The 15,762-nt window shown below is 44.3% G+C and carries 8 protein-coding genes and 1 pseudogene; 7 read left to right on the top strand and 2 right to left on the bottom strand.

The window, feature by feature from the left end; translation table 11 throughout:
• Positions 1 to 777: 777 nt before the first annotated feature.
• Positions 778 to 981, bottom strand: coding sequence for a hypothetical protein (locus V5G28_RS25490; RefSeq protein ID WP_332995758.1), 204 nt, complete (start codon positions 979 to 981; stop codon positions 778 to 780).
• 763 nt (positions 982 to 1,744) lie between these two features.
• Here V5G28_RS25490 and V5G28_RS25485 point away from each other — a divergent pair.
• Positions 1,745 to 4,108, top strand: a complete 2,364-nt coding sequence (locus V5G28_RS25485; RefSeq protein ID WP_332995755.1) for an NHLP family bacteriocin export ABC transporter peptidase/permease/ATPase subunit — start codon at positions 1,745 to 1,747, stop codon at positions 4,106 to 4,108.
• 198 nt (positions 4,109 to 4,306) lie between these two features.
• Here the strand turns inward: V5G28_RS25485 and V5G28_RS25480 are convergent.
• Positions 4,307 to 4,537 (bottom strand): annotated as a pseudogene (locus tag V5G28_RS25480) (Uma2 family endonuclease); the annotation flags it as partial.
• 400 nt (positions 4,538 to 4,937) lie between these two features.
• On the opposite strand from V5G28_RS25480, the gene V5G28_RS25475 reads away from it, so the two are divergent.
• The 6 genes from V5G28_RS25475 to V5G28_RS25450 all read left to right on the top strand — a co-directional run bounded on the left by V5G28_RS25475 (position 4,938) and on the right by V5G28_RS25450 (position 15,570).
• Complete coding sequence (locus V5G28_RS25475; RefSeq protein ID WP_332995753.1) at positions 4,938 to 7,619, top strand: NHLP bacteriocin export ABC transporter permease/ATPase subunit; 2,682 nt, start codon at positions 4,938 to 4,940, stop codon at positions 7,617 to 7,619.
• A gap of 1,087 nt (positions 7,620 to 8,706) precedes the next feature.
• Positions 8,707 to 9,744, top strand: coding sequence for a class II fructose-bisphosphatase (gene glpX, locus V5G28_RS25470; RefSeq protein ID WP_332995749.1), 1,038 nt, complete (start codon positions 8,707 to 8,709; stop codon positions 9,742 to 9,744).
• A gap of 227 nt (positions 9,745 to 9,971) precedes the next feature.
• On the top strand, positions 9,972 to 11,258 hold the full coding sequence (locus V5G28_RS25465; protein ID WP_332995747.1) for a glutamyl-tRNA reductase: 1,287 nt from the start codon (positions 9,972 to 9,974) through the stop codon (positions 11,256 to 11,258).
• A gap of 224 nt (positions 11,259 to 11,482) precedes the next feature.
• The gene (locus V5G28_RS25460; RefSeq protein ID WP_336231337.1) at positions 11,483 to 11,839 is read left to right on the top strand and encodes a hypothetical protein; all 357 of its coding nucleotides are present in this window, start codon (positions 11,483 to 11,485) and stop codon (positions 11,837 to 11,839) included.
• A gap of 187 nt (positions 11,840 to 12,026) precedes the next feature.
• Positions 12,027 to 12,494 carry a DUF2127 domain-containing protein gene (locus V5G28_RS25455; RefSeq protein WP_332995743.1) on the top strand — a complete coding sequence of 156 codons (468 nt, stop codon included), beginning with the start codon at positions 12,027 to 12,029 and terminating at the stop codon, positions 12,492 to 12,494.
• Complete coding sequence (locus V5G28_RS25450) at positions 12,481 to 15,570, top strand: UPF0182 family protein (RefSeq protein WP_332995741.1); 3,090 nt, start codon at positions 12,481 to 12,483, stop codon at positions 15,568 to 15,570. Before V5G28_RS25455 ends, V5G28_RS25450 begins: the two co-directional genes overlap by 14 nt.
• Positions 15,571 to 15,762 lie beyond the last annotated feature (192 nt).

Genomic DNA, 15,762 nt, shown 5'->3' with positions numbered 1-15,762 from the left:
TCGCGTATTTGTATTTTATAGAGGATAAAATTGATGGGAGAAGTAAGATACCAAAAGTGCTTTAAGTATTTCCTGATTTTTTGAAAATTTTGATTTATTTTTTAGTATTTTTTTTTACTGTACGTATTTAGACATATATCTATAGTATGGTATATTTATTTATCTAATACTTATATAAAAATCTCCTTGCAAGCATACAAGGAGAAGAATCAAAGTCTTTTATATCTGTATGGAGAATTTTAGTACTAGCGCTACTGTATTAACTGTAAAAGCATCCTCAACAATAGCGTCTCGTCTTTGTTCGAGAGTGGGGGAGCTAGCAAGTATTTTTCGGGTGGGCAATGCTCACCAAAAGCCAGATATAGCAACAGCCAAGGTGGTTAGGACATCAACAGATGATAAAACCTAGACACAAAAAGGCTTTTCACCCAGTCCAAGCGTCCAAGCGTCCAAGCGTCCCCTGCTATATAACCTAGATATAGTGGGCATTGCCCACCCTACGTGTATTTCAAAAATCTGCGGAGGAATCCTATACTAGCAAGACAAATGGAATAAACCCTAAAAAGCGATGAGCAGCTAGCAAGTCTTACAGGGTAATTAAGACTTGCTAGCTGCACAAAAAATTATGGTTGACAAAAGATATAAATGCTTACCCTGTATTTCATACTTACTCCACTAGTTTGGAGTATTGGAACGCTCGAAGTACTAGAGGTGGTACAAAAATTAACCAAAGCAAATCGAGGTTGTGCGTTCAATTAAGCTCTAATTGAATATGGATTAGCCAAATGCCTTCTTCGCTGCGTCGGCGAAACGGTTACCTAGATCTGTAAAGTATGTACTAGCTGCCTCTCCCAGATTCTCGAAATATTGTGTAACATAGCCTTCGCCGCCAGACACAGCTGTTAAATCTGCATCATCCAGTTCTCCTTCCCATTCCTTGGCTTCCAGAGTAGCTTTGGTTACGGCTTCATTCTTAACCATTTTGTCTCTCTCTTTTGGTTGAGTGATTACACTTAACTTTGTAAAAGATTGCCGTATATTTACATATCTACCCATGGTAGTATGTATTATTTTTTCAAGTAAACTTTAAAATAGCACTTATAAAAATTTCTTATAGACAGTTTTATCAATCCTCACTCTCTGGTAACTATCTTGTAGAAAGGGTTTTGAGATACTTACGTATCTTTGTTTTAGAGAGGCTTAAATCAATGGGAGAAATAAAATACCAAAAATGCTTTAAGTGTTTCCTGATTTTTTGAAATTTTTAATTTTTTTTGTGGTATTTTTTTTAACTCTATATCATTAGGCATATATCTATAGTATGGTATATTTGTTTGTCTAATACTGAAAAATTTTCTTGTAGACTGAAGAATCAGGCGTCAGCACCACCAAAAGCCTTATTGAGCAGATGCCTGTAAAGAACTATGCCAGCTTTATGAGTCTCGAAAACTAGACATTTGAGATTCTTTTTCGTCAAAATATTTACAAGACATAAGCCGTACCTTAGGTTTGTGCGATCGGTGTTCTGAATCAATTTACCTGAAATAGTTCAAGCTATGCCTGTTACGACACCCAGTAGTATTCAATGTTGGGCTGCTGGTTAATTTTGTTTCTTGCCAGCTTTCCAGCCGTAAAATCGACAGGCTTGTGTATTTTGTTGCAAGAAGCAAGAATTCAGAAAGGTTTTTGCATTCCCAATACCAGTGGTGCTCGTCGCAATCTTTGACTTCTTAAGGTAGATTTAATGTTTTTCAAGGTTAAGCCACTTGCTTTTATAAGGAGTATTCTACAGCCACGACAAACTCCTCGCGTCCGCACGCCCACGCTGCTGCAAATCGAAGCGACTGAATGTGGTGCTGCAGCCCTAGGAATCGTTCTAGGCTATTACTCGCGCATTGTCCCTTTGGCGGAACTGCGGCGTGAGTGTGGCGTTTCGCGAGATGGAAGTAACGCCTTTAATATAGTTAAAGCAGCGAGGAACTATGGCTTAAACGCCAAAGGTTTGAAAAAGTCCCTAGAAAACCTCAACACCCTTGCTCCTCCCTACATTGTCTTTTGGAATTTCAACCATTTTCTGGTGGTGGAAGGTTTTGGAGAAAACCGCGTCTACCTCAACGACCCCGCCACAGGACGCCGGACAGTTTCCCTCCAAGAGTTTGACCGTGCTTACACCGGCGTCACCTTGGTTATGGAGCCAGGACCAGACTTTCAAAGGGGTGGCAAAAAAAGTAACATTGTCTCGGCATTAGCTCTGCGCTTGCAAAACTCGCGCAGTACTATTCTGTACTGTCTCGTAGCAGGGCTTTTACTGACAGTCCCTCGGTTGGCGGTGCCAGGTTTTACCCAAGTGTTTGTTGATGAAATTCTCGTCTCTGAGCGCTCTGACTGGATACGACCACTGGTGTTAGGAATGGTTCTCACCGCCGTGGCGAGGAGCTTTCTGGCGTGGTTGCGGCTTACCTACCTGCGGAAGCTAATGGTTAAGTTGTCGGTGACGATGTCGGGACAGTTTCTCTGGCATATACTACGTTTGCCAGTTGGGTTTTATGCTCAACGCTTCGCAGGTGAAATTAGCAGCCGGGTGCAACTTAACGACAAAGTTGCGGATGTCCTTTCAGGTCGGCTTGCTACCACGGTCATCGACGCGGTGATGATGGTCTTTTACTTTCTCATTATGCTCCAGTATGACGCTGTACTGACAAGCGTAGCTGTTGGTTTTGCTGCTATCAACTTTTTCGCCCTCCAGTGGTTATCGCGGACTCGTGTGGATGCCAACATGAAGCTGGCACAAGAATACGGTAAGGTCAATGGAGTGGCGATCGCCGGTATTCAAACTATAGAAACAATCAAAGCTTCCGGGCTTGAGTCCGACTCATTTGCAAAATTCGCGGGCTATTATGCCAAAGCACTCAACGCCCAGCAGGAATTGGCTTTACAAACTCAAATTCTGACAATAATACCCACGCTTTTAACAGCACTAACCACGGCTTCTATCTTGGTTGTCGGCGGCTTTCGGGTAATGAATGGCAGCCTCAGTATTGGGATGCTGGTTGCCTACCAGAGCTTAACCGCCAGTTTCCTACAGCCTGTCAACAGTCTAGTTAATTTCGGCAGTTTGTTGCAAGATTTAGAGGCTGACTTAAACCGCTTAGATGACGTACTGCAAAACTCTGTCGATGCAGAAGCCTTACGGGGAGCAGGGGGACAAGTCAATTCAAAAGTCAAAAGTGAGCCAGCGCTGCAGGAGGGTTTCCCTCCGCAGGCGACTGGCGAACCCCGAAGGGGTCAAAAGTCAAAATTAGAAGTATCCTCCTCATCCTCCTCATCCTCCTCATCCCCCTCATCCCCCCTACACCCTACACCCTACACCCCACACCCCTTCCGCTTGCAGGGTTATGTTGAGTTGCGGAATATAACTTTTGGCTACAGTCGTGTGGACAACGCTTTGATTGAGAACTTTAGCTTAATTTTGGAGCCGGGACAACGAGTGGCGATTGTGGGGGGGAGTGGTTCTGGTAAGTCTACAATTGCTAAACTTATTTGCGGTCTTTACGAACCTTGGAAGGGAGAAATTTACTTTGATGGCGTACCTAGAACCCAGATTCCTCGTTCTGTTTTGGCGAATTCTTTGGCAATGGTAGAACAGGATATTTTTCTATTTGCTGGGACAGTTCGGGAAAATCTTACCCTATGGGATTCGACAGTATCACAAGCTGATTTAGTACGGGCTTGCTCTGATGCAGTTATTCACGATTTGATTGAATCTCTGCCTGGGGGATATGATGCGAAGCTGATTGAAGGGGGAATGAACATCAGTGGCGGACAGCGTCAGCGTTTAGAAATTGCTCGCGCTTTGGTGAGAAATCCGGCGGTGTTGGTGTTGGATGAGGCGACTTCTGCGCTGGATGCTCAAACAGAATTGATGATTGATAGGAATTTGCGGCGGCGCGGTTGCTCTTGTATTGTGGTAGCGCACCGACTCAGTACGATTCGAGATTGCGATGAAATTATTGTACTGGAGCAGGGGAAGGTGGTGCAGCGGGGTACGCATGAGGAGTTATGGCACTCAGGGGGGAAATATGTTAACTTGCTCCGCACTGAAGGATGATTACAAGTAGGTTCGGTTTAGATTGTTTGTAGGGGCTGCGTGTATTGTATTGTATGCAAGTGAGATTCGCGCTTAGGAACTTCCAATTAAAAAAATCTCCCAAATTTTCTTGTGGGATGGGTGTCCCCACCCGAAAGATACTTAGATTTTTTCAAAAATAAAACCGGATTGCTATAGCACTTTAGAAATACTATATTCTCACCCAAACAAACGCTCAACAGCACAACTAAACCCTGGCAAAAGAGGACTGGTTAAATTATCATCCTTATACAAAGTTGCAACTAGTTTCAAAACAGCCTTTTCCCGACGATAAATTTCCACCTTTTGCCTTTCGCGGTCAAAAATCCAGTATTCATGCACACCTTGAATTGAGTACAGCTTTAACTTTAACTCACGGTCTCGCTTTTCCTGCTTTTCCCCAGGAGACCGCAGGCCAGCCATACCCGAAGGGTGGTCAAAGCTGGAAATGCGGTTGGGGCGGCTAGTAACGCAAGTAAAGCAGGCAGAGCCTGTCAATGGTATTCCCAGTCTCAGACTGGGAACAAGGCAATCCTAGTGCTAGAAATACACGTAGGGTAGGCAATGCCCACCCTACAGATACTGGTTATAAGGTTATCAAAAAGACTTGCCGGGTGACACTTTTTTAACGGTAGTGGTAAATATGTATAGCAATCCAATTTGATTTGTCAAAATCAAAAGCCGTATAATTCCCTACTTCGCGCAAGAAGTCGGGAATCTTGTTGTTCACCAATGATTTAGGATTGCTATATCAGGGTCACTATGGATAATTAGACGCTCCACCATCGCCCACTGCTTTTGTAATAGAAATATGGAAGTTCTGTATCGTCTTAAAGCAAATGAACCTTTACTACTAGATGACCCAGAAAAGGTGTGGATCGTTCAAACTGGTAAAACAGCATTATTTACGACAAAAGTCAAGGAAATGCCAGAGGGCGGGGCTTTACCCAATCGCCGTTATCTGTTCAGCGTAGGCGCTCTTGAGGCGTTGTTTGGTGCAGCAGTCGATAATCAAAAATCGTTGAGTCTAGTGGCGGTAGCAATCGAGGCAACAGAATTATCTCAAATTTCAATAACTGATTTAGCGGTACAAGTAGCGGCGGGAGAAGCCAGTGCAATAGCCCTATTAGAAGGTTGGGTAAATCATTTAAATGAGATATTCAGGACGGAACGCACACCGGCAAATTTTGAGCGCTACTTATCATTAATAAAGTCAGAAAATGCTGCCCAACTGCCAAGCATTTTGACTGATTTACATTCTGAATTCTTCGACTATTTAAAGAAGCTCCAACAGCAGGAAACAGAGACAGCCTTTCGCCAATTTCAACAACGAGAACAACTCAATCGTCAGGTAGTAGACTCTGCGCTTTCTAAGTTAGCTGCTGTGTTGCAACCGCAGCAAGAAACTGCATTTTTTCAACAAGGAACGCCGTTGCTGGTGGCGGCGGGAGCAGTAGGACGAGCAATGGGGATAACGATTAGTCCGCCAGCGCAGTCAGACGACGTTAGTCGAGTTAAAGATCCAGTAGAGGCTATTGCTCGCTCTTCGCAGATTCGCAGCCGTCGCGTAGTACTAGAGGATGGCTGGTGGCTTCATGAGTATGGTCCCCTGTTGGCTTATAACCAAGAAGAAAACCGTCCGGTGGCTGTATTGCCAGCAGGCAGGCGTTATGTTTTATTTGACCCAGAATCACAAAGTCGCACAATTGTCAATCAGGCAGTAGCAGCAACGCTAGCACCGCAAGCATACCAGTTTTATCGACCGTTACCCAAAGTTGTCAAAAATGTCATTGCGTTGTTTCAGTTTGGCATTAAGGGTTATCAAAAAGACATTTTTCTCGTGTTAGTAGCTGGAATTGTTGGCTCGGTGCTAGGAATGGTGGTGCCCCAAGCAACAGCGCTTTTGGTAGATAATGCGATTCCAGATAGCGATAAGAGCTTGTTATGGCAAATAGGGTTCTTGCTATTTGCACTTCTTGTGGGAAAGACAGCATTTGCCATGTCCCAAGGGATTATTTCGCTGCGGGTGGAAAACGCTGCTTCGGGCGCGTTGCAGCCTGCGATTTGGGACCGACTGCTGAGATTAAGTCCTGCATTTTTTCGCGAGTATTCTTCTGGCGACTTGGTAAACCGCACCTTGTCAGTGAACCAGATTCGTCAAAAACTGTCGGGAGGAACGCAACGCACCTTATTGAGCGGACTGTTTGCTCTACTGAACTTGGTGCTGATGTTTGTTTACAGTTGGCAACTCGCTTTAGTGGGGGTGGGTATAGCCCTGCTAACAACTGTTGTCACTACTGTTGCTAGCTTACTGGTAATACGTAAGTTGCGACAGCAGCAAGAACTAGATGGCGAGATTAATGGGCTAACGGTACAACTCATTAACGGCGTAGCCAAGCTGCGGGTGGCGCGTGCCGAAGAACGGGCGTTTGCGGCTTGGGCGGAGCAGTACAGCAAGCGTTCCAGGCTCAAGGCTAGTTTCCAACTGATTAGAGACAATGTTTCTGTATTTAACGAGGTACTATCCCTAGTCACTTCGGCGCTGTTGTTTTGGTTTGCGACTGAGTCTATTGCGATGCAAGAGACAGGCGGGCTGACGGTGGGTACGTTTTTGGCTTTTAATGCTGCATTGGGCATTTTTATTGGTGGGGTGAGCGACCTCAGTAATACTTTGACTGACATTTTGGCAATTGTGCCTTTGTGGGAGCGGGCAAAGCCGATTTTGCATGCAGAACCGGAGTATCACCCTACCAAAGCAAACCCCGGTTCCTTGATGGGTCGAGTCGCCTTAGACCATGTTACCTTTCGCTATCATGACGATGGGTTGCCAATTCTCAATGATGTTAGTCTCCATGCAGAACCAGGCGAATTTGTCGCGATAGTGGGACCTTCGGGAAGTGGGAAGTCAACAATATTGAGGTTGTTGTTGGGGTTTGAGGCTCCAGAGTCAGGAACAGTTTACTATGACCGCTTTGACTTGGCACAACTGAATCTGGAAGCTGTACGAAGGCAGCTGGGAGTGGTGCTGCAAAATGGTCGAATTAGCACTGGCTCAATTTTTGAGAATATCACCGCTGGAGCGTTGGTGTCTCACGAGCAAGCTTTGGAGGCGGCGCAAATGGCGGGTTTTGCTGAAGATATCGCGCTTCTTCCAATGGGGATGCACACAGTTATCAGTGAAGGCGGTAGCAATCTTTCTGGAGGACAGCGACAGCGATTATTGATTGCGAGGGCGCTTGTCAATAAGCCGAAAATAATCTTAATGGATGAGGCAACCAGTTCTTTGGATAACCGCACGCAGGCGATCGTCACTGAAAGTTTAGATCAGTTGAATGCAACTCGCATAGTGATTGCCCACCGCCTCAGCACGATTCGCAATGCTGACCGAATTTATGTGCTTGAAGCTGGGCGTGTGGTACAGGTGGGTAGTTTCGTGGAACTGGTTAACACACAGGGGTTATTTGCTCAACTGGTAGCCAGACAAATGGAGTAACTTGTTAGTTGAAATCGCTATAGCAATCCTATTTGATTTATAAACATCGCCCATGCTTAGATTCCCGACTTCTTAAAGAAGTCGGGAATCTTGTGAATCTTGTTGTTCACAAATCCTGCACGGACTGCTATATCTTCAAAGGTTGGACTAGATATTAATACGGTTTTTGATTTTTCACTACATAAGTTCATTATCTAAAATTAGGCTGTAAGGCCATGTCAAAGCCTTTAGAAAGCAACCAACCATTGTGACTACTTTTGCTGCCCAAACTATTGGAAAATTTATATATTCGTCGAACTCTCTTAATTTTTCTCTAAATCCAAGCCATTGGACAATGACACCCAACAGATATGAAAATAATGCTATCGATATCTCAAGTGACATATTAATCTCTCTCCCTTAGTCAAAATGGTTCTACCTTATAAATAGTTTTTAGGGTTTGGTGTTGCAGCAGTAGTTTAGACACTCCTTTGACGGTAATTTGGTATAAAATAAAAAAATAGAGTAAGTACAGCCACAATCAGCAGCGAGGCGCTGCTCACTTTAAAGGCTTTCACTTTTAGGTTCATAAAATCATTTAGCGATAGTAGATACAACGAAATTCAAGTAAATTCGTAAAGTTGTCTAGAAAATTCCGAGAAAATTTTGGTAGCTTTTAGTTATCAATAGGGAATACAAGCAAAAATCATGCACTTCTGAAGAAGGGCTCTACGACTAACGACCAGGACCAACCAATCAACCCAAGATGAGACGCCCAAAATTTGGGATGTTAGTACAGGTCGTTGTGACAAAACTTTGATAATTGACGGACTCTACCAGGGGATGAGCATTACTGGTGTTACAGGTTGAACTCAAGCGATGATTGCGACGCTGAAAGCTTTGGGAGCTATAGAAATTTAAGGGTGTGGTGTAGTCCCTAATTCATCCGTACATCCTGCGCCCCGACCCCCTACACGGTACATTAGAAGCAAAACTTAACATAGTCGCTAGTTGATACTATTTTCCATAGGTATCCGCCCTTTGGTAGACTTGAAAACTGAAACAGGTTTCTGGAACGACGCGAAATCAAGCAATTGAGAGGGCATTTGTGGAAAATACACTTGGGTTAGAAATTATTGAGGTAGTTGAGCAAGCCGCGATCGCATCCGCACGCTGGATGGGAAAAGGTGAAAAAAATACCGCTGACCAAGTGGCTGTAGAAGCCATGCGGGAACGGATGAATAAAATTTATATGCGGGGTCGTATCGTTATTGGCGAAGGCGAACGCGATGACGCTCCCATGCTATACATTGGGGAAGAAGTGGGTATTTGCTCGCGTCCAGATGCCAAAGACTTCTGTAACCCAGATGAATTAGTCGAAATTGACATTGCCGTTGACCCCTGTGAAGGTACCAACTTGGTAGCATACGGACAACCTGGTTCGATGGCTGTCTTGGCAATTTCTCAAAAAGGAGGATTATTTGCTGCTCCTGACTTCTATATGAAGAAGCTAGCAGCACCTCCAGCAGCCAAGGGCAAGGTGGACATCAACAAGTCAGCAACCGAAAACCTCAAGATTCTCTCCGAGTGTTTAAACCGCTCTATTGAAGAACTTGTGGTAGTTGTTATGAAGCGCGAACGCCACAACGAGTTGATTAAAGAAATTCGCGAAGCCGGAGCGAGAGTGCAGCTGATTTCGGATGGTGATGTGGGCGCAGCGGTATCTTGTGGTTTTGCCGGTACGAATATCCATGCCCTCATGGGTATCGGTGCTGCTCCTGAAGGTGTCATTTCCGCAGCAGCAATGCGTGCTTTAGGTGGACACTTCCAAGGGCAACTGATCTACGATCCAGAAGTAGTGAAAACAGGTCTGATTGGGGAAAGTAAACAAGCTAACGTCGATCGCTTGAAGTCTATGAATATCAATGACCCCGATAAGGTCTACGATGCTCATGAACTGGCATCTGGTGAAACTGTTCTGTTCGCAGCTTGCGGTATCACCAGTGGCAATTTGATGCAAGGTGTACGCTTCTTCAACGGCGGAGCAAGAACTCAAAGCCTGGTTATCTCCAACCAGTCAAAAACCGCTCGTTTTGTGGATACCATTCATATGTTTGATGAGCCTAAGATTGTGCAGCTGCACTAGAAAGTGAGGAGCCAGGAGTGAGGAGTCAGGAATAAAAAGTCAGGAGTAAAAAGTCAGCAGTTATGATTCTTCCTAACTCTTCACTCTCAACTCAAGGCTTTATTCCTAACTCCAAAGACGCCAGTTGCAAGTGTCTTGGGCTCGCCGACGCACTGGCTCCTCTTAACTCCTAATATCCCTAACTCCTAACTTTTTCCAAATACCGATTAGCAATTACCATTTAGCAAATGAATATAGCAGTGGTGGGGTTAAGCCATAAAACAGCCCCAGTAGAAGTCCGGGAAAAGCTGAGTATTCCAGAACCACAAACCGAAGGGGCGATCGCCCACCTGCTTAGCTATCCTCATATTGAAGAAGTCGCAATACTAAGCACTTGTAACCGCCTGGAAATTTACGTTGTTACCCACGAAACCGAACAGGGTATCCGAGAAGTGACTCAATTTCTGTCAGAACACAGTAAGTTACCAGTGACATTTCTCCGGCAAGACTTGTTCGTTTTGCTACATGAAGATGCTGTGATGCATTTGATGCGTGTTGCTGCTGGTTTAGATAGCCTGGTACTAGGAGAAGGTCAAATTCTGGCTCAGGTGAAGAATACTCATAAACTGGGACAGCAATACAACGGTATAAAAACAGTTTTGAATCGATTATTTAAACAAGCCATTACAGCAGGTAAGCGGGTGCGAACTGAAACCAGCATTGGCACTGGTGCAGTCTCCATCAGTTCTGCTGCTGTGGAGTTGGCGCACATGAAATTAGAAAATTTAGCGGCTTGTCGGGTGGCAATTCTGGGCGCTGGCAAAATGTCGCGGTTGCTAGTACAACACCTACTTTCTAAAGGCGCTGACCAAATCTGTATCTTAAATCGTTCTTTAGCGCGGGCGGAGGAATTGGTCAAGCAGTTCCCGGAACCATCAATCAAGACTTGCTTGCTCTCGGAAATGATTACAGTAATTACCGAAGCTGATTTAGTATTTACAAGTACGTCATCGACCGAGCCAATTCTGGATCGCGCCAAATTGGAGATGGTTTTGGAACCCAGCCGACGTTTGACGTTAATTGATATTTCCGTACCGCGCAACGTCCATGCTGATGTCAACGCATTAGCAAACGTCCAGGCGTTTAATGTCGATGACTTAAAGGCGGTGGTGGCGCAAAACCAAGAAAGTCGCCGCAAAATCGCCCAGGAAGCAGAAGCACTTTTAGAACAGGAGGTGGAAGCTTTCGATCTTTGGTGGCGATCGCTTGAAACTGTCACCACTATTAGCTGTTTGCGGAATAAAATCGAAACTATCCGCGAACAAGAACTCGAAAAAGCTTTGTCGAGATTGGGTTCAGAATTTGCCGAAAAACATCAAGAAGTTATCGAAGCCTTGACGCGGGGTATTGTTAACAAAATTTTACATGACCCGATGGTGCAATTGCGAGCTCAGCAAGATGTTGAGGCAAGACGCCACTGTATGCAAACTCTGCAAAAGTTGTTTAACCTGGATGTAGAGGAGCAGTTTAGCTAATCTTATCCTGTGCGTCAACAACCCAGGTCTAAAGACGCTGGGCTTCTAGCCTAAGTCCAAGGACAGTAGTTGACCCGACGCGCGTACCTCGTGTACTACGTTATTGGCAAGTGTTCAAGTTCCTACCTACAGATGCGTTCGCGCAGCGTGCCGTTAGGCATAGTCAGTTTGTAGCTCTAGAACCGAAGGATTAAATAGGTTTATTGGGTTAAGCCAGTGTATGAATGGAAGTGCCGACCAGTAACATTGTCCAGGCTAACTTTACTCCCTTTTGGGAAGGCACATCGAGTGCAAAACCGTTATGCGTACAGGTGAGTCCAGTCCTGAAGGAGGGTTTCCCTCCGCAGGGAACTGGCTCTCCCGTTGGGGTGAACGAGTTGAGATGGTTCGCCAGTACTGAAGGAGGGTCTCCCTCCTTGGAGGTACATGGCGAACCCGTAAGGGTAATTGTCAAGCTCGAAAGTACATCACAAAAGTACACCGATTCAAGTAACCCCAAGGCGGTAATGAACAAAGCGACTAAAGTCGCACGAGTCGTATTTCCTAGGAAGGTCTGTTCGCGCAGCGTGCCGCAGGCATAGACGCGCTCGTTTCCATACTTCCCACGAGGTCTTATGAAGTTGACACCAGATAACGCTCAGATTCCCGGCTTTTTAAAAAAGTCGGGAATCTTATATTTCTGTTTTGGAAAAATAAACCAAGTGAAAAAGTAAAATATGCAATGCTTAGTTGTTTGCTAAAGTTTGAGGGAAAGTTGAACTTTTAACTATGGAGAAAAATTCCACAAACAATAAGCGCCCACCTGGTTTAATTGCAATTATCATTTACAAAGCTTTTGTTGCTTTACTGCTTGGTATTACATCTGTAGTTTTACTTTTAGCTCTGAAAAATTATGATAATTTGATTGAATTTTCTGAATCTTATGTTTTAGAAGGCAAGTTAGCAATTATTGAATGGGTTATAGAAAAGATTATCAATGTCAAAAGGCAAACGTTACAGTTGAGCGGAATAGCAGCTGGAATCTATGCAGTTGTCACGGCGATTGAAGGTCTAGGTTTGTGGTATCAAAAAACCTGGGCGAAATTATTAGTACTGGGGCTAGTTGGAATTAGTATTCCACCAGAAATATTTGAGTTAATTAAAGGAACAACAATACTCAAATTAGTGGTATTTATAGTAAATGTAGCTGTGTTCTGGTACTTGCTGCGCCACTTTACCAATTATGGTAAAAAATAACAAAAAAATTTATATATTGGTTGTACTCCTGTTAGGATTGTGGCTATTTTTTAATTTAGCCAGTCACCTAGCAGTAGAAATACTGTGGTTTGAGGAAGTAGGATATTTACGAGAATTTTGGCTACGGTTGGTGATGCGGCTAGGATTGTGGGCGATCGCCTTCTTCACGTCAGCTGGTTTTTTACTTGGCAATTTGACTGTAGCCTCTCGGCTAAAGCACCTCACTCCCAATACGGTTGGGTTAACCTCTCCCCCACCCCCTCTCCTAAAAGCAAAGGGGAGAAACACTCCTCCCTTCTCTTCAAGGGAAGGGGGGTTAGGTTTGCCTTTTCAGCCGAACCCTATTGTTGACGTCACTCCCACCCCTTCTATGCAAGTAGACAGAAGTACCGCAGGCGGGGTGAGGTCAGATATGATTTATGAACACCAAGCAGGATTAAAGTCAGCAGTAAGATTACGCTTGCTTTTGCCAGTGGTGATTGCATTGAGTGCTGTTGTGGGATTGATACTGATTTACTACAGCCAGAAAGCTTTAAATTTTTGGCATCCGGACATGAAATTGCCAACCACTTCCTTGTCATTACCACCTTGGTTAAAACAGGTGTTGCAGCAAGTGCAAATGCAGCAGATAGCCATCCCAGTTGTACAGTTGGGTTTGCTGCTGGTGTTGAGTGTTGCAATTTTAATAAATTATGAATTTTGCTTGACGGCGATCGCCCTCCTGGTTAGTTTGCTGCTGGGTTTCCTGTTGTCGGCACATTGGGATCAAGTTTTACAGTATTTCCATGCCACCAGTTTTAACCAAACAGAGCCGCTATTTCAGCAAGATATTAGCTTTTATATATTCTCGCTGCCGATTTGGGAATTAGTGGCATTTTGGCTAGTAGGGCTGTTTCTGTTTGGCATTGCAGCAGTAACGTTAATTTACCTGCTTTCGGCAAATAGTCTGAGTGAGGGAAGATTTGCAGGGTTTTCTGTACCGCAGCGACTCCACTTGAACGCCTTAAGTAGCTTATTCATGTTGAGTATTGCGCTGCATTATTGGAATGCACGCTATAGACTTTTGTATTCCACCGGTGGCGTCATCTATGGTGCTAGCTACACCGATATTAATGTGCTATTGCCGATATATACCGGGTTGAGTCTTTTAGCAGCGGCGATCGCCGTTTACTTGCTACTGCGAATTATTGTTTTGTCAAGAGCAAGGAAAACAAGTTTTAAACCAATTCCCTATCCACCCCAAATAATTTATGCATTAGGACTATACATATTAGTAGCGGCGATTTCTGGCGAAATTTTACCTTCAGTCGTACAACGCTTGGTTGTGCAACCAAATGAACTGTCCCGCGAACGCCCTTACATTGAACGTACTATCGCCCTCACCCGAGAAGCTTTTCATTTAAACCGCATAGAAGCGAGAACTTTTGACCCGCGAGGTCAACTCACTACCGCTGATTTGCAAGAAAATGACCTGACAATTCGCAATATCCGGTTGTGGGATACACGCCCCTTGTTACAAAGCAATCGCCAGTTGCAACAAATCCGACCTTACTACAAATTTTCTGGCGCTGACATTGACCGCTACACCCTCAAACAAGAGCAAACAACCGAAAAGCAACAAACAATCATTGCAGCGCGGGAACTAGATTATGGTGACGTTCCCCAACAAGCACAAACGTGGATAAACAAACATCTTATCTATACTCACGGGTACGGCTTTACACTCAGCCCTGTGAATGTTGTTGCTCCAGGTGGATTACCTTATTACTACGTCCAAGATATTGGAGTTGATGATACTGGTAACGAGGGTTCATTGCAGATATCGAATGAATCAGTTCGCTCAAGTATTCCCATTGGTCAACCGCGCATTTACTACGGGGAAATGACCAATACTTATGTGATGACGGGGACAAAAACCCAAGAATTGGATTATCCCAGCGGCAATGATAATGCCTATAACATCTACGATGGACGCGGTGGGATTTCGATTAGTTCTGTGTGGCGGCGCTTAGTATTTGGCCAATATCTTAAAGATTGGCAGATGCTGCTGACGCGCAATTTTACGCCACAAACCAAGTTGCTGTTTCGTCGCAATATTAAAGAACGAGTGGAGGCGATCGCTCCTTTTTTACGCTACGATACTGACCCGTACCTCGTTGCTGCAGATGGGGGAGGAACAGATATCAAAGGTGAAAAGACTTATCTGTATTGGATGATTGACGCTTACACCACAAGCGATCGCTATCCATATTCTGACCCAGGCAAACATGGATTTAACTATATTCGTAATTCTGTAAAAGTTGTCATCGATGCCTACAATGGCAGTGTCAATTTCTACATTGCTGATCCAACAGATCCAATTATTCATACTTTCGGGGCTATTTTCCCCAACTTACTAAAACCCTTGGACGAAATGCCAGCTGCGCTGCGCAGCCATATCCGGTATCCCCAAGATTTTTTCAGCATCCAATCCGAGCGATTACTAACATATCATATGACAGATCCACAGGTTTTCTATAACCGGGAAGACTTGTGGCAAATCCCCAACGAAATTTACGGTAGCGAACAACAGCAGGTAGAACCTTACTACCTGATTATGAAACTACCTCAAGCACAATCAGAAGAGTTCATCTTACTACTGCCCTTCAAGCCTGTACAACGTGCAAATTTAATTGCTTGGTTAGCAGCGCGTTCCGACGGACAAGAATACGGCAAGTTGTTGCTTTATCAGTTTCCTAAGCAGCAATTGGTTTATGGAACCGAACAAATTGAAGCTTTGATTAACCAAGATCCAGTTATTTCACAGCAAATTTCTCTGTGGAACCGCCAAGGTTCAAAAGCAATTCAAGGAAATTTGTTAGTGATTCCGATTGAGCGATCGCTGCTGTATGTCGAACCCCTATATCTAGAAGCTGAACAAAATAGCCTGCCAACATTTGTTAGGGTAATTGTTGCCTACAATAACCGGATTGTCATGGCAGAAACTTTGGAACAAGCACTTGCTGCCATCTTCCAACAAAATAGACCAACAACACCCGCAATTGTGCGTCCAGTACAGGAACCAACCTCTCCATGAGTCCTTTTAATTTTGCTAATCAGCACTCAGTACTGTCTTTGGGCTTAGTATTAAAAATTTGTTAGTATTAGTAAGTACGTTAGCGGACAGACAAACGAGAGCGCAAAGCAATAGACTAGAGCTTTGTGGCAAGTGCAACAATTGTACATAATTATTTAATAATAATAATAATAAAACTTGCTACTTGCTCTC

This window comes from Scytonema sp. PRP1, from assembly GCF_036697665.2.
GTDB classification, from domain to species: domain Bacteria; phylum Cyanobacteriota; class Cyanobacteriia; order Cyanobacteriales; family Nostocaceae; genus Kalymmatonema; species Kalymmatonema gypsitolerans.
Note: the sequence above shows the minus strand (reverse complement) of the source record. Positions and strands in the feature narration are given on the sequence as shown.

Excerpts from the sequence above, each read along its gene's own strand:
- V5G28_RS25485 (WP_332995755.1), top strand. The coding sequence starts at position 1,745 with ATGTTTTTCAAGGTTAAGCCACTTGCTTTTATAAGGAGTATTCTACAG.
- V5G28_RS25460 (WP_336231337.1), top strand. The coding sequence starts at position 11,483 with ATGGAAGTGCCGACCAGTAACATTGTCCAGGCTAACTTTACTCCCTTT.
- V5G28_RS25450 (WP_332995741.1), top strand. The coding sequence starts at position 12,481 with ATGGTAAAAAATAACAAAAAAATTTATATATTGGTTGTACTCCTGTTA.
- V5G28_RS25455 (WP_332995743.1), top strand. The coding sequence starts at position 12,027 with ATGGAGAAAAATTCCACAAACAATAAGCGCCCACCTGGTTTAATTGCA.
- V5G28_RS25490 (WP_332995758.1), bottom strand. The coding sequence starts at position 981 with ATGGTTAAGAATGAAGCCGTAACCAAAGCTACTCTGGAAGCCAAGGAA.
- V5G28_RS25465 (WP_332995747.1), top strand. The coding sequence starts at position 9,972 with ATGAATATAGCAGTGGTGGGGTTAAGCCATAAAACAGCCCCAGTAGAA.
- V5G28_RS25475 (WP_332995753.1), top strand. The coding sequence starts at position 4,938 with ATGGAAGTTCTGTATCGTCTTAAAGCAAATGAACCTTTACTACTAGAT.